This is a genomic window from Taibaiella chishuiensis, from assembly GCF_003014535.1.
Classification (GTDB): domain Bacteria; phylum Bacteroidota; class Bacteroidia; order Chitinophagales; family Chitinophagaceae; genus Taibaiella; species Taibaiella chishuiensis.
In genome coordinates, this window is record NZ_PYGD01000004.1 from 381,802 (window position 1) to 400,323 (window position 18,522).

An 18,522-nucleotide genomic window follows, 5' to 3' on the forward strand; every position below is an offset into this window, starting at 1 on the left:
GTGCTTACTTTTTTCTGAGGGTGTTCAGCGCTTCCCTGTTGTTTCAGCTTTCAGATGATGGTTGTTTTTGCATAGGCATTTGCGTTTAGAAGTGTTAGGAAATTTCTTAAATAGTAAAATTATAAATCAATGGCAGGGGCTTTTCTGTGGCATTTTCATATTGTAAAAAAAAGTACATACGTTATAAGATTTTACCCATATAAATGCAGGAAGGCCATTCTTTATTTTTTAGTAATATTTTTTATAAAGATACACTTTTGCATTATTTATAGTTATTAATGAAATATTATTTAGTGAATAAGTAATGCAGTGCCGGGATATGTTATGCTGGAACATTGCCGGGCGGGCACATAGGCTGCAAGTACCGGCACGGCCTTTGCGCCGGTTCTCCTCTGTTAAGAATTTTCGCTGCGTTCCCGATTACAGTTAACCCAGTGCATCCCGTTTTAAAGCCAGCTAAACGATGAGATCCTTGGCTGCGCTCAGGATGACATCTCCCATCTCGTAGCTCATAGCTTCCATCTACCATCTACCATCTACCATCTACCATCTACCATCTACCATCTAACATCTAACATCTAACATCTAATACCTCACATCTAATACCTCACATCTAACAGTCGATATGCTAAAAAAAATTATATTCTGTATATTGAATTTTTTTTAAACAAAAAACTGACTTGTTCTTTTGAGCCCAAAGTGTCTGACCAGGCATATAGCCAACTATTCCGGAGTCCTGCTGGTATGCCTTATGGTCCAATTGAGGTTGCCCCTGTATGGACAGGAGTATTCGTATATCCAGTACGGTACCAAGGACGGACTGCCCGGCTCTACCGTACATGGCATTTCACAGGACAACGACGGGTTCCTGTGGTTTGCTACAGAAGCGGGTTTAAGCCGGTTTGACGGTAAAGCCTTCCGCAATTTTACCATCGCCGACGGCCTGCCCAGCAACGAGGTTTTTTTTACCTATTGCGATTCCAGGAACCGGATCTGGATCGCTTCTTTTAAGAATGCCCTGTGTTACTATTATAAGGGGAAAATTTACAATCACGACAATGACCCGCAGCTCGGCAGAATAAGGGAGATCGGTTATATAAGGGGAATAACGGAAATGAACGATGGCCGGATACTGTTACATGCCTCAAACGGGATCTACCTGCTTCCCCGCTCGCCGGATGCAGCGCCCGTTTTCTTTGCGGCAGACCCGTTGCAGCAAACCTGTTATCCTTTTTTAAACCTGAAGCCCGGCGAGGGCGAGTTACCTCCCGTCACGAGGCATGCAGCGATGGGGGCTCACGCGGAAATAGCCAACCGGCTTGCAGACCCATTCCGAACGGGAACACCTGCTGTTTATTACGCGGTCGCAACACGCGACACGATCTGGATCACTACTGCCGACAAACGCATTCACCATGCTATTCCTATCCGTGACGCCATTGTGCGCCGGTTTTACAACGATAGCATATTTATACTCGGCGATAGTCAGAAGGGTGTCCGGTTCTACGATTTTAAAAACAGGAAATATACGCGTACCTATTTACCGGAACGAAGGGTCCAGGCCGTGTTTGAAGACAAGGATAAAAACCTGTGGTTCTCTACCAAGGGGTCCGGCGTTTTCCGGCTGAACCGGCAGCCCTTTGTTGCCTACACTTTTGGAAGCCGCGAACGGCCTTTTTCGGTATACCAGATCTATGCCGAGCATAACCGGATCTGTGCGGTTTCGGAAAAGGGCACCTACTGGAGTTTTGCCCGTTTAGATAAGTCGCGTGCGAATGAACCCTTGTCCTTTTCGCGCCCCTTACGGGACAATGCCGGTTTGCACAGGCTGAAAGCGAGAGCAGGCAAGCTCCTTCATTTTTTTGATGTACAGTTGCCTTACGTGGTGGCGCCCCTAAAGGTTCCCCTGCCTGCACCAACAGTTAAGACGGCATTTTATTTTCATGATTCCCTGCTCATTGCGGCGGCAAACGGCGTTTTTCTCTACACGGTAAAGCATTGGAAGCTCGTCGACACCCTCTTGTATTCCCGGTCTACCTGTGCCTTAAAAGCGAGGGATACGATTTATATCGGCAGCCTGGAAGGACTTTATATTCATAGCGGCGGCCAATTGCATTATATGGGCGATCAATTGCCCCGGTTGCGTTCAAGGATCAGCACCATTAAAGCCGGGAGCGACGATGTAACCTGGATTGGTACCTACGAATCGGGCGTCATCGGGCTGAGACGCGGAAAAATAGTGAAAGTGCTGGACGAAAAGAGCTGCGGCCTGTCCAATAATGTTTGCCGGAGCCTCTTCCTGGACGGCAGGTATCTCTGGGTCGGAACGGAATATGGGGTCAACAAAGTAGATGTGGGCGGAGCGAGGCCCGCGGTCGTCAAAAAGTATGATATGACCGACGGCTTACAATCCAATAACATCAACGCAATATATACAGAGGGCTCGATCGTCTATATCGGTTCGCCGGAGGGCATTACCTGTTTCGACGAAGATAAGACGCCTGTGCATGGAAGCTGCAAAGTACTGTTTACAGATATCCTGGTCGCTAACAGGCAGGTGGATATCGATACGGGTCTTATCCGGCCCATAGAACACCATAGCAACAGTATCCGTTTTGAGTATGCGGGACTGTCCTTCGTGTCTGCCGGCACGGTCACGTACCGCTATCGCCTGTTGGGCTTAAGCGACCGGTGGCGTACTACGGGGCAAATGTATATCGATTATCCTTCATTGCCCTCCGGTAAGTACACGTTCCAAATCCGGGCGATCAATAAATTGGGAGACGAAAGCGCCTTATTGGAAAAAAGCTTTACGATCGCGCCTTTACTTTGGGAACGGAAAGGGATACAATTGCTTATCGGCGGCGTCCTGATGGGCATTACCGGTTTGTTTTTTCAATTGAAATTTCGTGCTTTACGCAAGAAGAACAAGGAACAGCAGGAGTTGCAAAAAAGAATGGCCACCCTGGAGCAGAAGGCATTAAGAGCGCAGATGAATCCTCACTTTATCTTCAATTGCCTGAATTCGATACAGCATTTTATCGTTACCCATGATGCCAAAGGGGCCAACTTTTACCTCGTCAGGTTTGCCGGCCTGGTACGAAGTACGCTCGAACATGCTTCAGACATGTATATCCTGTTGTCTTCCGAATTGGAGTACCTGTCCGCTTACCTTGACCTGGAGCAGATGCAGGCCGCGCCGGCCTTCCGGTATTCGATAACCGTAGAGCCGGGTATTGATGCCGGCTCGGTAATGATTCCGAATATGCTGGTGCAACCTTTTGTAGAGAATGCGATTAAACATGGCGTATCCCGGATGGCAGGCGAGGGCATCATTACCGTTACTTTCAGCAGGCACACCGATGCGCATACGATGTGTTGTGTGATAACAGACAACGGACCCGGTATACCGGCAACAGGCGGTAGTAACCACAAAGCGCATCATTCCCGGGGCATTGCGATAAGCCGGGAACGAATCGAGATCCTGAACCAGGTTTTGGAAACCGGCTCCATCACGCTTGGTATACAAAGCGGCTTTGCTGATGCGACCCACGCGTATGGTACAAAGATCCTATTAACGATACCGCTTCTTTACCGCCAGCAAACTGGCATAAAACAACAGGCGCCATGATAAAAGTTGTAATTATAGATGACAAGGGCACAAATGTCAAGACCTTAGAAGTATTGCTGAAAGACTATTGCCCGGATGTAACCGTACTCGCTTCGGCAACTGGTGTGGATACCGGTTACCAGTGTATCCTGCAACACAGGCCGGATGTGGTTTTCCTGGATATCGAACTGATCCATGAAAGCGGCTTTGAGCTCGTCCGCAAGTTCGGATCGCCGTTTTTTGAAATCATTTTTACTACGGCGTATAGCCAATATGCGCTCGATGCCTTTAAAATACAGGCCGTCGACTATCTTTTAAAACCAATCGGTATAGCCGAGCTGCAGGCGGCACTACAAAAGGCCGAACAAAAAATAACCCTCAAGCAGGCCAGTAACCAACTGCTTAAACTGTTGGATGAAAAGAGTAAAAGCCAGCAGGAGAAAATTGCCCTGCCAACCCTGCAGGGATATAAGTTTGTCGATCAGAAAGACATCGTCTACTGTAAAGCTGCCGGCAGCTATACTTATTTTTTCTTTACCGGCGGTCAGCGGGAACTGGTGAGCACCGGGATAGGGCTGTGCGAACAGCTCCTGGCTGCTCCCGTTTTTTTTCGGGTCCATCATTCCTTTATCGTCAACCTGGGGCATATCGATAAATATGTAAAGGGCAGGGGAGGCTACCTGGTCCTGGATGAAGGTACCCATATCGACGTCTCTATTTCCCGGAAAGATGAATTCCTGAAACTAATCGGTCATTGATAAAGGCATGTTTCTTCATGTTGGGAGCGGAAGCGTTATGCGATCTATGGAGATGAGGTTGTAAAGTACAGGGCAGGGCCGGTAGCGGCACAGCTACTTTATACCTGCCGCTCGTGCTGCCCGGATCGCAGGGCAGTTTACAGGGTTATTGCCGAAAACAGCGGGGTTATCCGGCCGGGTGTACCAAGTAAAAAGTGGATGCTGTACGATAGGGGTTATGGTATAAATTGCAAGAAACAAACCTGTACTCCCTGAACGTAATGCGCTGCTGTAGCCTACCCAGGCCCACCGGCAGTTTTTATGGAAGGCGTATTATGCCCAGGCTATCGTTTACTCCCTAACTCCCGCTTTGTACATGAAAACAATGCCCCGCGTATGCCTTATCCTGTTGCCTGCTTTTGTACTCTGGCTTAATGCCTGTACCAAAAATACCGGCGATACCGCTTTGCCCCTGCAGCAACAGCAATCGGTTGAAACGATAACCATCTTGCCGATTGTTACCGATACACCTGCAAATCCTGCTAATCCCTACGATCATTTCGGCCTTGATCACAACACGCTGATCAGCCTGGCATCGCCCCAGCTGGGGTCCGCGTCCTCGGTCTATACCATAATCGATGTGTTTGCCGCACAGGCAGGTATTACCCTTAGCCAGGCCCAGCGTACATCGATAGCCAATGGTGTAAACAGGTTGCTTGCCGATACCGCAAATGACTATAACAATATCGTAGACAGCCTTCCCTTTTCCCAGGGAGCCAAACACTACCTGCGCCAGATCAAAAACATTGCCTACGCAATAGATACGCCCACAACTTACCTGGCCTATAAAAACAGTGTTATCGCTATTGAAAATACGGTATTGACGAATGGCACGCTGCCGGCCGGGGAACGGAAGCTGGTATTGCGAAGCGCTGCTGTGGCCCGTTATGCCATGAAGTTCTGGGCTAACCGCTATCACCACGACGATGTGCTTTGCTGTAACGGGCCGGTCCAGGTTACTTCCATGGGTTTTTTCCGGAAAATCGAGCGGGCGATTAAAACAGCTATTGCCGATTACGTGGCATCGGGAGAGGCCGAGAAAATGCAGATGAATGACGATATGGCCGAGCTCTATGTATCCATATCCAGTTGGATCGTTTACTGGAAGCTTTCCCTGTAAAGCGTCCGGTATCATCCGATTTACACACTTACCTAAAACTCCATACCATGAAACAATTGCTCTTGTTATCCCTGGGCATAGCTGCATTGTATTCCTGTAAAAAAGCAAGCCCTGCAGTGGAACAACAAAAATTTGAAACGGAGACGATCACGTATAATCTCAGCGGGATCTCTACCTACCACGGCATCCCTAAATATGCATCGGTACAGGTATTCCAGGCTGCTTATAATGCATTGACGAATGCTTACGGGGCCAGGCTCGCTTCAATTCAGAATATGTATCCGCAACCGGATTCCATTCCCGATACCGTTATGGCAACAGCAGGCTGGACGGTATGGGCCTATGGCAACGAACCGTTGCTGGATTTCGAACAGCAATACCAGTTCCCCTCTTACCGCAAGGTATCGGACAGCCTTTACCGGCAATGGCTCAGCACACAGGGCAACACCCTGGATACTGCCAGCTATCCGCATCGTATGGGGGTGGGGGCGGTACAGCAAAGCCTCATCAACAGGGACGGCGCTTTTATTATAGGCAGCAACCTGTATGTTATGTGCGAACGCGCAGGCAATATCATTACCCTGAAATGCCCGGCAGTCGATACTAACCTCGATATTATAGATAGTATACGCAATAACCTCACCTTTATCGGTATCGACAATTTATTTACGAAGTTGTTGCAGTTCCGGGAACATATCGAAATAACCAACTACGATCGCGTGCCGTACGAACCTAATATCTGCCGTACCAATAAAAGCAATTATACCTGGTTGAGCGTAGATGACAAAACGCGCTATACTTCGGAACTGGGTACCTATTACGACTTTCTGAAGACCTCCTATACCCATGAATGCAAGGCCCAGGCCAGGATCAGGATATTCTCCGTCAGGCTTTGGGTTCCCGCCATTACGAAATTAAAGGCTGGTATGCAGATCTATAATTATAACACTTCCGCTACGCAAGGCTGTACCGGGAAGACCGGTACCTATGTGGATTATACCACGTTTTATGGCGACCGCATCTTCCGGCAGAATAACCATTGGGGCGTACAGAAAACTGTGTTCAAGGCGATCATAGACCTGTCTACTTATCCTACCGACGGCTATTGGGGCCTATCCCGGGTCAAGAATATGGATGTCCAGAACCTGACGGGCCTGCGCTGGTAGGCAATCTGTTTACCAGGGTTAGCATCGAACGATAGCCCCTGTGGGTTGTCATCTTTAACGGATAATATTTGATATACCCCTAACAATCACAATTACCAAAACATCCAAACTATGTACCGACAAACACTATTGCTGCTGCTGTTGCCCTTCGGCAAGATCTGGGCGCAGGACGCCGGGGCGGAGCAAGCGCCTCCGGCAGTTGCCACCCCATATGAAGCGGAAATTGCCCAAACCGTTGCCGGGCTGAAAGGCGCGGTTACCCCCGGCCGTACTCAACTCACGACCGGTAAGGAAAATGCCGCGCAAACTGCGATCGCACACTTCGACTATTTTCCATTCGATTATTACCGGAATGCCGGAAGCGTTGCAGAGCAAGGGATACAGCATGAAACCAGCAGGGAAAACCATGTCCATGTTAATCTTGAAATAGACGGCAGGCATTTTGAACAATTAACCTGCTACCAGGTAGAAGACAAGTACCAGGCGGTTTACCAACCTACCGGGATAACCTATCAGTATGACAATACGAGTTTCTTTTATGAAGATCCTGAAGGGAAGCTTATCGCATCGGTGATCTATATCAGGAAGAAAACGGGCAACCTGGGCAACGAGCAGAAACTGGTGCTGCTGCATGCGGCTGGCAATAACGAGCCGGTAATCAGCATTGCGCCCAACCCGGTCCGCCGGTCTTTTACGCTGGGTTTACAGATTAATACAGGCGATGATTATGAAGTGCGCGTGTTGGATATACAGCAAAAGCCGGTAGCGCTGCTGCTGAAGAAAAATATCCAGCCGGGCAACCATAAGTATACGGTACCGGTAAACCTGGCGCCGGGGCACTACCTCCTGATGCTGAAAGGCAGTAAGTCCAAACCCTCATTCCAAAAACTAATCATCGAGTAAAATAGTAAAAGCTATGAAAAAAATATTGATCACATTACTTGCACTCCTGCCCGCTATCAGTTGGGGGCAGGCTTATATAAACGGTAACGTAGAGCTGGAAGACTTTACAAACTGGAAATGTTATACCGGTATGAATACCACCGGTACGCTCAACCTCAGTACTTTCGTCCCCGGTATAGTTCCCGGCAGGCATACCCTTATGCGGCCGGGGCCCGACCCCGTAGTCGGATCTCCTTACCTGGACCGTACCTTTCCCTACCAGGTATTTGGTAACACACCCAACCCTGTATTTCACGATTCTTTTTCGATCCGTTTAGGCAACAACGGCACCGGGAGACAAGCCGAAATTGTATCCTACCGGATCAGTGCATTAAGTGCCCTCGACGGTTTTTCGATCGCTATGGTGATGCAGAACGGGCATCCGACAGCTACGGCCGAGAACCCCTTTGTCAGTTACTGGGTGAGCAGGAGCGATGTACTGGCAAGTAGTATGGATGCCGGTAACCTGCTGGGGGTGCAACAGGTCCCGGCCAACGGGAGTACCTATTTCAGGCATGCAGGAGGAGATGTTGTATTCCGCGAATGGACCCGGATCAACCTGCTTACGGCCTTCCCTTCCCTGGTTACTTCGGTGGGGGCGCCGGTAACCCTGTACTTCGCTACGGCCGATTGCCAGGCAAGCGGTCATTTCGGTTATGCCTATATCGATAATGTATTTCCCAAATCATGGACGGTTTCGGCCTTTACGGCCCCGGCCACTTTTTCTATCGGCGCCGGTAATATTTTTGTAGATGGTATGGCTTCGGTAGCGGAGAGCAAATACCGCTGGCAGATTGTCAATACCACGGCCATGAGTGCGCCTACTTATACTACGTCCTATTTCTCCGGCTTTGTAGGCGGCGGTATTAACCTGCGCCCTGTTTTCGATGCCATTGTCCCCTCCGGCTATTTTATACCCGGTAACAATTATAAAATCACACTGCTTACGGAGAACGACGGCAGCGGGTCTTTAGCGCAATCGTTTCGCACCCTTTTAGCCACCCCGTAGCGTCTCGCTACGAATAGGTGGGCCTTTACAACAAGATGAAATAACAGGCCTGCTGACCTGGCGCCCAACGGCGCTGCTTGCCCCGGAACAACCTGCTCAAAAAAAGACGCCAACCCGGCCCGGGTTGGCGTCTGAAGAATGAAGGCATTGGTTTTATTCCCTGTTTACAAGGATCAGACCGGTATTGATCACAAACCACAACAAAAGAAATAAGGGGAATGCCAGCAACGTTGCATTATGAAAAGCACTCATCAGCCAGGTAATGCCACCTACAAGGGCATAGTAATACAAACCCAAAACAGCCCCGGCAATACCCAGGTATCCTTTGTGCCGGACTAATGCATTGCTCAGGCAAACGGGCAACATACATGTAATCCCAAACATAACCACAAAAATTGCCAGCAAAAGCGCGGCAATCATTAAGGTGTGAAAGGGGGATAGGCAAAGAACAGCGATGAGGTAAATCCCTATCCCGGTTAAAAAAGCGAAGTTCCCGAAATATAAAACCTGTTGTTTTGATCTGCTTTGACTGAGCTGCTTACAGCACCAGGCTCCGCAAAAGCTGGCAAGGGCTACTACAAGGCCAATGCAACCGTACGCAACCATAGAAAAATGCAGGTGGTCGATGAAAATAAACGGCGCCTCCCCGTAATAGCTGAATATAATACCATTGATAATACCGATGAGCCCGCCCCATATCCAGAACGATTTATCGGTAACGATGTTCCGGCCGATGGCTTTCAGGTTGTACGTTGTTGCCCCCTGGATCCGCGTTTCCTGCAATCTTATTACAGACCAGGTAAAAGCCACTGTGCCCATTAAAACCAGTGCTCCGAAGACCATGGAAACATCCCATACCGAAGCGATAATACTACCCGCCAAAGGGCCGATGGCCGGCGAAAAGGCCAGCACTGCTGATATTTTGCTGAACACAGCAACGCGTTCCCGGTCGTTGTATGTATCGCGCAAAATGGTTTGACTCACATTGGACCCTGCCGCCGCACCCAGCGCCTGTATAAACCGCGCCCATAACAGGTCCTCAAATCCCGGCGCCCGCAGGCAGAGCAAAGAGCCTATGCTATACAACGCAATCCCGGTAAGCATAGCGGGTTTCCGCCCGGTATAGTCAGAAAGTATGCCCCACAGGAATACCCCGATCGCGAACCCGCAGAAATAAATGCTCAATGTATGCTGGATCTGGCTACCGCTTACTTTGAAATGTAATGCAAGATCCGAGAGGGAAGGTGTGTAAATGGTTTCGCTGATTTGCGGGAAACCTACAAGAAATATAATGAGCCAGGTAAATGACTTCTTTTGACTTTTCATTTATAAAAATTTAGATAATAAATCCCCGTCGGAAGTCCCAAAAACAGGATTCCGTTTTACTTGATGTAAATCGTCAGAAAAATGACGGCAGGATTCGTTAGCTAATTTTTAAATAGAAAAACATGATAGTCCCTTGAATGAAGGTGCAAAAATAAAAAGAAAGTTCTTGAAATATACGCCTGTAGCGCTAACCTGGCAACAGGGGCCTGGATTGGATTGGCGTATGCATGTTGCCGGGAATGAAAACAGTTCCTATCCGGGGATCGGAAGAAGACTTAAAATTTCGTTAATTGTAATGGGGTGGCCTATAGTTATCATTATTTTTTATATATTTTAGTGCTTGGTCGCGCATAAATATGCAGCAAAAGGAATTTTTATATTGCTTTTTCGCACTATTTCCCGGTAGTTTTTATGCTATTCCGGTGGACGTAACCAAGATAGGGTCGGGTGGCCTGCAGCCACCACATTATACCCTCCATACAGGCTTTACCACAGCCTCGATACTGTGTATTTAATCACCCTTTATAAAACACCACCTATGAGTAAACTCTCTTCTTTTAAAAAAACGTTTGCCTTAAGTTGTATTTCCGGCCTCACCTCCCTGGCGGCCTTTGCACAACCTGCCAATGATAACTGTAGCGGGGCTATAGCTATCGTTCCTGTAGCCGGTATTGCCTGCAGTTCGCCGGTATCGGGCACTACCGACCAGGCCACGGCTTCTCCCGAAGTAGCACCCGCTTGTGGCAGCGCTGTCAATTTAGACGATGATGTATGGTATAGTTTCGTAGCAACAGGAACCAGCCACCGGGTAGCCCTGAGTAATATAACTGAGGATATGGTACTGGCCGTTTATAGTGGCACCTGTGGCAGTTTAACGGAGCTTGACTGTGCGGATGATCCCGAGCGCATCGACCTTACCAATCTCACCGCAGGCGCTACCTACTATTGCAGGGTATGGACTTATTCGACGACCACTGTGGGCACATTCGACATTTGTGTCTCTGACGCGCCGCCACCCGTGACTAACGATGAATGTGCCAATGCAATTGCACTGAGTATCGTGGGAGGCCCGGTAACCACTACTTCCCTCGGGGCAACAGAAAGCGAACCCGATTGCGCCTCTACCGACAATGCCGCGCTGGACACCTGGTACAAGGTAACAGCAGATAATGCCGGCGATATCGATATCACCGCAGATCCTAACGGTTATGATATCGTTATGCAAGTGTTTTCGGGTGGCTGTGGTTCTACTCCCCTGGATTGTATCGATAACAGTTTCGGAACCGAAGAGTATACCATTACCGGTGCTACTGCGGGCCAGGCTTATTATATCAGGGTTTATGACTATGATGGCGGCAATGCCGAATTTACGATTTCGGTTGCGGGTACAGCGCTCCCGGTAACGATGGATAAACTGTCCGGAAGTATTACCGCGGCAGGGTTGGCCAACCTCAAATGGCAGACCTACAGCGAAAAGAACAACAAAGGTTTTGCTGTGCAGCGTTCCCGCGATGGCAAAACATTCGAAAATATTGGCTGGGTAAGCAGCTCCGGCGCCCAGGGCAATAGCAGTTCCGTGCTCCGGTATGCCTATACTGACCAGGAAAAAGTCACCGGCAGGCAATATTATCGCCTGGCGCAAACCGATATTGACGGCAAAACTACCTTGTCCAATACCATCGATCTGAATGGGAACGGCAGCAGCAATATCACCATGTTGATGCAACCCAACCCCGTTAAAGATGCGCTTACTTTAAAATTAAGCGGCACTGCAGGCGGTAATGCCAAAGTAATCATCCGCAATGTCAACGGACAGGTGTTGAAATCGCTTGTTATAACCGATGCTGAAGTTATTGTACCGGTAAGCGACCTGGCTGCCGGCATCTATTTCCTGAACTATACCGATGGCGCCAATAGCACCTCGGCTAAATTTGTAAAACAGTAATTACGGCGCCCGGTTAAAAGACCGCGTCAACAGGTAAATAGCACAGCAATGGCTGCATGCGGGAGCATGCAGCCATTGCCGTTTATACCCCAGGCATTTCTCTTTTGATGATTGACCTGATCTGTTATTGCCATTGGCGGCGATACCTGCAGCGGCCAAAGGTACGGATCAATAAATGGACAGGGTTACGCAACACCTATCCGGTTTGCCCTCATAATTTTTTGTACATGCGCTGTAACTTTATCTTATCTTTTACGATTAACGGAAAAATGATACGATGAAATCACTGGTCTCTTTCTTTGCAATTTTACTCCTGGCATTCCCTGCACGCGCGCAAACGGATTCGCACACCTGGAGCCAATTCCTGGTACAGCTGGAAGCCCTGGAACTGAAGTACAATACCCATTACCCGGCTAAAGCGTACCCGCAGGCAGAAGCGGTACTGAACGATATGGTCCGTATGCTGGATCATTTGACCCTGCCGGAAAAAGAAAAGGCGGAACTTTCCCCCAGGATCAGGACGCTCAAGGCCAATATCTATTACAACCTTTCCTGTGTACAATCTTTACAGCAACATAAAAAGCCGGCCCTGGCGAGTTTCGAAAAGGCCATATACTGGGGCTATACCGAATACCAGCATATCAAAACAGATACCGACCTGGATCCTATCCGTAAAGAGAAAAAATTTATCGCTTTGCTGGATCAATTGAAGCAATACGATATGCTTGTGGTATTACAGCAATCGGGCAGTTACCAGGACGATCACAAAGATTCCCTGCCCGGGTTCAACTACCAGGTTGCCGGCCATCACAATCTTAAAGCGGTAAAAGCCTACTTCAACCTGGATTCTGTAGCCGGTAAGGGCGACGAAGTATCGAAGCTGGTCAACATTATGCTTTTTGTAACCCGCAGCATTAAATACGATGGCAGCAACTGGGCCCTGTGTGAGTTTGACGCCATCGATTTTTATAACTATTATAAGACTACCGGCAAGGGCATTAATTGCCGGCACATGGCGATGACCCTGAATGAAATGTACCTGGCTATGGGCTTCAAATCGCGCTTTGTGACCTGTATGCCCAAAGACCGGAATGATCCGGATTGTCATGTGATCAACTGCGTATATTCCGAAACGCTGAACAAATGGCTTTGGATGGATGCGTCACACGGTATTTACGTAATGGATGAGCATAACAATATGCTGAGCATCGAAGAGGTAAGAACACGCCTGAGGAATAACCAGCCCCTGCAACTGAATAAAGAAACCGGAAGGACAAAGGACTGGTACCTGGATTACTATATGGCCAAAAATCTCTATTGGATACAATGTACCAATCAAAGCCGCTTTAATACGGAAAGCCGGTACAGGCCAGCAGATAAAGACCTCAGGTATATAGCGCTGACCCCTACCGGGTACGACGAACAGAACCCCTATCTTAAAGGCAATACGATTACGCATAACCCGGTCTATTTCTGGCAGCGCCCTGAAACGGATAAAGCGATCGACTAAAGGATGGACATTACTCCATTGCCCGATAACCACTATAAACCGGTTTACAGCGGTTATCGGGACAGGGGTATAACCGAAAGGCAAGACGGGCTCTAGGAACTGAGGCTGTGTTGCCTTACTACTACCGGTTTTTGACGTTCTCTATACAAATGGCCAGCTGTCGTTTCATGGCTTTCAGCTCCTGCATTTTTTCATCGATCTCCTGCACCTTCCTGTTCAGTACGGCTATCTGCGCTTTTTTGGTAAGGTTCTTCCGGTACCAGGCATCGATCACCTCTTTGATCTCGTTCAGGGTGAAACCCACGTCCTTGGCCATTTGTATAAAGCGGAGCTTATCGATAACATCGTCGCCGTAGTAGCGGTAATCATTAGTGGTTACCCCCGCTTTCCTGGTCCCGGTAATAAGACCCGATTTTTCATAAAACCGGATGGTGCCAGGGGGGACGCCGGTTTCTTTGGATAGCTGGCTGATTAGTTTCATGTTGAAAAAATATATGTAAACTATGAAGTATACTGTATGGTTCAGGCATTCAAAACTATTATTTAATTTTGATGAAACAAGATAAATAATAAAGTTATGTATACAGACCAGGAGTTAGTGCAGCATCACCTTACCGGGTTCGTCAATAAGGAAACGGAAGTGAACGGGGTAAACTTACATTATGTGGAAGGCGGCTCAGGACAGCCCCTGGTCCTTATTCCGGGCTGGCCGGAAACCTGGTGGGCCTATCATAAGGTAATGCCCCTGCTAGCTGCAACATACCGGGTCATAGCCGTCGATCTCCGGGGCATGGGTAGTTCGGGCAAGCCTCTGGAGGGTTATGATAAAAAGAATATGGCGAAAGATATTTACGAGCTTACCCGGCAACTGAATTGCGGGCAGGTACATATCTGTGGCCACGATATAGGCGCCCATGTGGCCTTTAGCTTTGCCGCCAACTACCCCGACGCTACGGCCAAACTGGTGATGCTGGATACGCCGCATCCCGATGCTTCGATGTACCAGCTCCCCATGCTGCCTGTACCCGGCCTGGACTATACCTACCCCTGGTGGCTCGCGTTTAACCAGGTAAAGGCCTTGCCGGAAGCGCTGCTGGCCGGCAGGATGCGTCTTGTTATCGACTGGGTTTTTAAGGCCTTGCTGCAGGATGACCGCAGCATCAGCGATTTCGATAAGGCTGTGTACAGCCGTGCTTACGACAGCGAAGCAGGCATACGCGCTTCGAACGCCTGGTACCAGGCCTTTACCCGGGATATACAGGATATAGCAACCTATAACAAGGTAACGGCGCCCGTATTGTGTATCGCCTCGGCCGCCGGTTACGACATGTTACAGGCCTCGCTTACACAGTTCGCTACCGGTTTCAATATGGAGCTGGTCGCGGATAGCGGACATTTTTTACTGGCCGAAAAACCGGGAGCTGTGGCCCATGCCCTGTTATCCTTCTTAAACTGATACCTTACCGCACAGGCCGTATAGCCCTTTTTAAAAGCAGTAAGCAGCCACCCGCCCAGGTGGCTGCTTCCTGTTATCTGCATTGGTTTAGCAATAGATACCGCCTGCAGGATAAATGTTATCCGGGGTTAGCTGGCATACCGGCACGGCTGTGATGCATTTCCGGGTTTGCGGCACCTAGTGCTGTAATCATTTACGGGCCATCTTTTTATGCCCTGAGCGCTGTGCAATTACCTCCTGACCGGCTCGGCTGCGCAGCCGGATGACCAGCCTGCTCAGTAGGACAAAAGGATAGACCGGTGACGGCATACATTTGCCGCGCATATTAAAAAGAATGCATTTGCTACTCGTTATGAAAAAATTACTGTTATTGCCCGTTGTACTCGTCGCCATTTCCTCCTGTACCAAACAGGCGGATGCTCCGCTTGCTGTAAAGAAGGAGGACAACAGCGGTTATGATGTCAACAAATTATTTACCATGTCCTGTAAAGAGGATTCCACCCTGCTGAACGACGAAGGCAAGTATAAAACCTATGTCACTTTATTTGACGCGTCAAATAAATACTCCGTGAGCCTGTCGGTAAGCAGCGATGATAAAAAGGTCTTTGACGAAGAGATCCGTAATATCAGGCAGCACCTGCGTATCGAAGTTTTATATTCAAAAATCGAAAAGGCTGCCGACAACAGGGAAGAGCCTGTGGCAACGGGTATACCTGAAACCGTTACTGCCAGCAAGAATATTACCTGTATCGTAACGGCGACCAACCTGCCCAAAGACGCGGCCGGTTTTTCTTTTTCCTTCGACGCGCCGGCGGCTTTGACCAATTATGCGCCACCGGAAGAAGGTCCTATCAACCCGAACCATGGTTATCAATACGGTGTCTATTACATGACCTTAGCTAATGGTCTTGTTACGTTCAATCACGGTCCTCAGAATATCTACGTGGTACGTGAATACAAAAAGAACTGGTTAAGTACATGGTCCAGCTGGGGTAATACAACCCTGGTACCGGGTACTAATGATAACTATTGCATTAAAGACAAGAACAGGATCAGGGTACGGGTATATTTCAATGGCGGTACCAGCCAGACCTGCGGTGCATACGGCAGCCCGTCCTGCTAAGACGCCGGTAACAATACGGTATACCTGCCGGATTTAATACATCCGGTCTGCAAGCTCAAACAAGCCGGGAGGCTGTTTGAGCTTGTTTTGCAGGGACTATAGCCCAGGGTTTTTCCTGATCGAAACAATTGCTAATATTGCAACAGGTCCCGGGTAAGGTATCTTTACTTTTTCCGGTTTCAAGACAGGGGCCTGCAGACCATGGACAATACAGATATCAAAAGAGTTTCCAGGCTTACGGCGATCATCACGCAACTGCAAACCAGGCGGCTGGTGACGGCAGCCCAGCTGGCCGAAAAGTTCCAGGTAAGCATAAGAACGATTTACCGGGATATACGGGCCCTGGAACAGTCCGGGGTGCCCGTATTAACCGAGGAGGGCAAAGGCTATATGCTGATGGAAGACTACCGCGTGCCGCCGGTAATGTTTACGGAAGCGGAGGCCAATGCGCTGGTCACCGCCGAGCAATTGATGCTTAAAGGCAGCGACAGTTCGCTCCGGGAGGCCTATACGGCGGCGGTTGCCAAGATCAGGTCTGTTTTGCGGTATACCACCAAAGAAAAAACGGAACTGTTGTCGCAGAGAATAGCCGTTAGCCCGGCCATAGTCCCGGTCTCGTCCAGCGATTCCCTGGCCCTGGTTCAAAGCGCTCTTACTTCCTTCCAAGTGCTGGAAATTACTTACCAGGCTGCACAACGGCAGCAGTCTACCGTACGGCAGGTAGAACCTTTTGCTTTTTATTACAGCCAGGAAGAAAGCTGGCTATTGATTGCCTATTGCCGGTTGCGCAAGGATTTCAGGATGTTCCGCCTCGACCGGATTTCGAAGATCAATATGCTGGAGGCCGTTTTCGAGCCTCATAAAATGACGCTGGCGGAATACCTTGCAGAAAAACGAAAAAATTTTCAACACCCCTGACATACCGCTGTCATAAGCAGGCGTCATCTTTGCAGGGACAATTTTTTTTAAATGCGCTAAAGCAAAGATCATGCAATTCGTTTCCACCCGCATTATTACCGCTGACGTACAGCAGCTGGTTAAATTTTATGAAGCGGTAACCGGCCGGGAGGCCATACAGTATACCGATGATTTTGCAGAACTGCAAACGGAATCGGCGACACTGGCCATTGGCAGTACCCGGACCTTACAATTTTTTGGCGGCGATACTGTCGCGAAAGCTGCACACAACCAGTCGGTCATTATCGAGTTTATCGTCGACGACGTAGATGCCGTATACCAGCGCATCGCCGGCGCAATACAGGCCGGCCTTGTACAGGCACCAACGGTGATGCCCTGGGGCAATAAATCGCTCCTGTTCCGTGATCCGGACGGCAACCTGGTCAATTTCTTTACCCCGGCCAACCCCGAGGCCATCCGGAAATTTGCGGGGAAAATAGGATAAGATTTCATCCCTTACCGCAGCAGGGTTGCGCCCATGGGGCGGCCCTGCTTTTTTATTTTGGGCACTGTAGCCCGGACCGCCTGTTCCGTCTGTTCCAGTGTAAGCCCGGTACGCAAATAACGCATATACAATACTTTTGTAGCCTGTTTAAATAAAACACTTATGGTAGCACAGGCGATCGAACGGTTGAGCCATTTATTGGAAACGGTACCGCCCCGGTTAAAAGCGATAACCGGGCAAAGCTTTGATGCCCGGCCCGCACCCGGCAAATGGAGCAAGAAGGAAATCCTGGGGCACCTGGCAGACAGCGCTACGCATAATCATCAGCGATTCGTAAGGGCCCAGTTTGAAGAGGCGCCTGTGATTGGGTACGACCAGGACCAGTGGGTAGCCAACAGCTACTACAACCTTGCCGATAAGGAGACGCTTATCGATTTCTGGTATACCTATAACCGGCACCTGCTCCATATTATCCGGCATATACCTCCCGGTAACCTGCAAAAGACCTGTACCATGAAAGATGGCGCCATACGAACGCTCGCGTTTTTGATACAGGATTATGTCGTACACCTGGAACATCATTTAACGCAACTCCTGTAACGGTTGCGCCCGGCGGGGTATAGCCTGTTCCTGTACCTATACCGGGAAGTGAATGATGATTTTTGTCCCGGTTTCGCCGGTTTCCCGGTTTTCGTGGCTTTTGTCTACCACCTGCAGCCTTATGGGTTCTGTTCCTGGGCTAAGCTGGTTAAGGGTCTGGATGCGTTTGTCGGTAATGCTCATGCTTTGCGACAGCGACATAGCGGTGGCGGCGCGATGCTGCCTGGTATATTCTATACCGGGCCCGTTGTCTTCTATAATGCATTCCAGCAGCCTTTTGCCGGGGTAGTGGTTAAAGGTAATGGTCAGCCTGCCCCTGCCGGTAGCTTGTTTGATACCGTGTTTGATGGCGTTTTCGATATAGGGTTGCAGTACCATATTGGGTATCTGGGTGGCTTGCGGGTCGATCTGCGGATCTACGCTGATCCCGTAGTCGAAGCTTTCGGCTTGTTTCAGCCGTTCGAGGTCGATATAGGCTTTAAGGTAGTTGAGTTCCTGTTCGAGGGAGATATATAC

Annotated in this window: 16 protein-coding genes; 13 read left to right on the forward strand and 3 right to left on the reverse strand. The window is 49.1% G+C overall.

Features of this window, described 5'->3' with window-relative positions:
* The first annotated feature begins 688 nt into the window (after positions 1 to 688).
* The 6 genes from B0I18_RS13750 to B0I18_RS13775 all read left to right on the forward strand — a co-directional run bounded on the left by B0I18_RS13750 (position 689) and on the right by B0I18_RS13775 (position 8,644).
* The gene (locus tag B0I18_RS13750; protein WP_106523289.1) at positions 689 to 3,631 is read left to right on the forward strand and encodes a sensor histidine kinase; all 2,943 of its coding nucleotides are present in this window, start codon (positions 689 to 691) and stop codon (positions 3,629 to 3,631) included.
* Positions 3,628 to 4,368 (forward strand): LytR/AlgR family response regulator transcription factor, encoded by a 741-nt coding sequence (locus B0I18_RS13755; RefSeq protein ID WP_106523290.1) that lies wholly within the window; start codon positions 3,628 to 3,630, stop codon positions 4,366 to 4,368. Before B0I18_RS13750 ends, B0I18_RS13755 begins: the two co-directional genes overlap by 4 nt.
* A gap of 355 nt (positions 4,369 to 4,723) precedes the next feature.
* Positions 4,724 to 5,527 (forward strand): hypothetical protein, encoded by an 804-nt coding sequence (locus B0I18_RS13760; protein WP_146146744.1) that lies wholly within the window; start codon positions 4,724 to 4,726, stop codon positions 5,525 to 5,527.
* 47 nt (positions 5,528 to 5,574) lie between these two features.
* Entirely contained in the window at positions 5,575 to 6,693 is a 1,119-nt protein-coding gene (locus B0I18_RS13765) for a hypothetical protein (protein WP_106523292.1), read from the forward strand.
* A 111-nt stretch (positions 6,694 to 6,804) separates the two neighbouring features.
* Positions 6,805 to 7,596 (forward strand): T9SS type A sorting domain-containing protein, encoded by a 792-nt coding sequence (locus tag B0I18_RS13770; RefSeq protein WP_146146745.1) that lies wholly within the window; start codon positions 6,805 to 6,807, stop codon positions 7,594 to 7,596.
* Positions 7,597 to 7,609: 13 nt separating this feature from the next.
* The gene (locus tag B0I18_RS13775; protein WP_106523294.1) at positions 7,610 to 8,644 is read left to right on the forward strand and encodes a hypothetical protein; all 1,035 of its coding nucleotides are present in this window, start codon (positions 7,610 to 7,612) and stop codon (positions 8,642 to 8,644) included.
* 153 nt (positions 8,645 to 8,797) lie between these two features.
* Here the strand turns inward: B0I18_RS13775 and B0I18_RS13780 are convergent, their stop codons facing one another.
* Positions 8,798 to 9,970, reverse strand: coding sequence for a multidrug effflux MFS transporter (locus B0I18_RS13780; RefSeq protein WP_106523295.1), 1,173 nt, complete (start codon positions 9,968 to 9,970; stop codon positions 8,798 to 8,800).
* Positions 9,971 to 10,508: 538 nt separating this feature from the next.
* Between B0I18_RS13780 and B0I18_RS13790 the strand changes: the two genes are divergently transcribed.
* A complete protein-coding gene (locus B0I18_RS13790; RefSeq protein WP_106523297.1) occupies positions 10,509 to 11,915 on the forward strand; it encodes a T9SS type A sorting domain-containing protein in 1,407 nt (468 codons plus the stop codon).
* 277 nt (positions 11,916 to 12,192) lie between these two features.
* Positions 12,193 to 13,425 (forward strand): transglutaminase-like domain-containing protein, encoded by a 1,233-nt coding sequence (locus B0I18_RS13795; protein WP_106523298.1) that lies wholly within the window; start codon positions 12,193 to 12,195, stop codon positions 13,423 to 13,425.
* A gap of 121 nt (positions 13,426 to 13,546) precedes the next feature.
* On the opposite strand, the gene B0I18_RS13800 is transcribed toward B0I18_RS13795, so the two are convergent.
* Complete coding sequence (locus B0I18_RS13800) at positions 13,547 to 13,906, reverse strand: MerR family transcriptional regulator (RefSeq protein ID WP_106523299.1); 360 nt, start codon at positions 13,904 to 13,906, stop codon at positions 13,547 to 13,549.
* A gap of 96 nt (positions 13,907 to 14,002) precedes the next feature.
* Between B0I18_RS13800 and B0I18_RS13805 the strand changes: the two genes are divergently transcribed.
* The 5 genes from B0I18_RS13805 (at position 14,003) to B0I18_RS13825 (ending at position 18,006) form a co-directional block, all read left to right on the forward strand.
* The gene (locus B0I18_RS13805) at positions 14,003 to 14,881 is read left to right on the forward strand and encodes an alpha/beta fold hydrolase (protein ID WP_106523300.1); all 879 of its coding nucleotides are present in this window, start codon (positions 14,003 to 14,005) and stop codon (positions 14,879 to 14,881) included.
* Between the two features lie 352 nt (positions 14,882 to 15,233).
* The gene (locus B0I18_RS13810) at positions 15,234 to 16,004 is read left to right on the forward strand and encodes a hypothetical protein (protein ID WP_106523301.1); all 771 of its coding nucleotides are present in this window, start codon (positions 15,234 to 15,236) and stop codon (positions 16,002 to 16,004) included.
* Positions 16,005 to 16,205: 201 nt separating this feature from the next.
* Positions 16,206 to 16,922, forward strand: a complete 717-nt coding sequence (locus B0I18_RS13815; protein WP_106523302.1) for a helix-turn-helix transcriptional regulator — start codon at positions 16,206 to 16,208, stop codon at positions 16,920 to 16,922.
* A gap of 70 nt (positions 16,923 to 16,992) precedes the next feature.
* Positions 16,993 to 17,406: a VOC family protein gene (locus tag B0I18_RS13820; RefSeq protein ID WP_106523303.1), complete on the forward strand. Its 414-nt coding sequence runs from the start codon at positions 16,993 to 16,995 to the stop codon at positions 17,404 to 17,406.
* Between the two features lie 162 nt (positions 17,407 to 17,568).
* Positions 17,569 to 18,006 (forward strand): DinB family protein, encoded by a 438-nt coding sequence (locus B0I18_RS13825; protein ID WP_106523304.1) that lies wholly within the window; start codon positions 17,569 to 17,571, stop codon positions 18,004 to 18,006.
* A 36-nt stretch (positions 18,007 to 18,042) separates the two neighbouring features.
* Here the strand turns inward: B0I18_RS13825 and B0I18_RS25105 are convergent.
* Positions 18,043 to 18,522 (reverse strand): ATP-binding protein (locus B0I18_RS25105; RefSeq protein ID WP_342749505.1); only part of this gene is annotated, 480 nt, incomplete at its 5' end.

Coding starts and splice junctions, on each gene's coding strand:
- B0I18_RS13755 (WP_106523290.1), top strand. CDS start 3,628: ATGATAAAAGTTGTAATTATAGATGACAAGGGCACAAATGTCAAGACC.
- B0I18_RS13760 (WP_146146744.1), top strand. CDS start 4,724: ATGAAAACAATGCCCCGCGTATGCCTTATCCTGTTGCCTGCTTTTGTA.
- B0I18_RS13765 (WP_106523292.1), top strand. CDS start 5,575: ATGAAACAATTGCTCTTGTTATCCCTGGGCATAGCTGCATTGTATTCC.
- B0I18_RS13770 (WP_146146745.1), top strand. CDS start 6,805: ATGTACCGACAAACACTATTGCTGCTGCTGTTGCCCTTCGGCAAGATC.
- B0I18_RS13775 (WP_106523294.1), top strand. CDS start 7,610: ATGAAAAAAATATTGATCACATTACTTGCACTCCTGCCCGCTATCAGT.
- B0I18_RS13780 (WP_106523295.1), bottom strand. CDS start 9,970: ATGAAAAGTCAAAAGAAGTCATTTACCTGGCTCATTATATTTCTTGTA.
- B0I18_RS13790 (WP_106523297.1), top strand. CDS start 10,509: ATGAGTAAACTCTCTTCTTTTAAAAAAACGTTTGCCTTAAGTTGTATT.
- B0I18_RS13795 (WP_106523298.1), top strand. CDS start 12,193: ATGAAATCACTGGTCTCTTTCTTTGCAATTTTACTCCTGGCATTCCCT.
- B0I18_RS13800 (WP_106523299.1), bottom strand. CDS start 13,906: ATGAAACTAATCAGCCAGCTATCCAAAGAAACCGGCGTCCCCCCTGGC.
- B0I18_RS13805 (WP_106523300.1), top strand. CDS start 14,003: ATGTATACAGACCAGGAGTTAGTGCAGCATCACCTTACCGGGTTCGTC.
- B0I18_RS13810 (WP_106523301.1), top strand. CDS start 15,234: ATGAAAAAATTACTGTTATTGCCCGTTGTACTCGTCGCCATTTCCTCC.
- B0I18_RS13815 (WP_106523302.1), top strand. CDS start 16,206: ATGGACAATACAGATATCAAAAGAGTTTCCAGGCTTACGGCGATCATC.
- B0I18_RS13820 (WP_106523303.1), top strand. CDS start 16,993: ATGCAATTCGTTTCCACCCGCATTATTACCGCTGACGTACAGCAGCTG.
- B0I18_RS13825 (WP_106523304.1), top strand. CDS start 17,569: ATGGTAGCACAGGCGATCGAACGGTTGAGCCATTTATTGGAAACGGTA.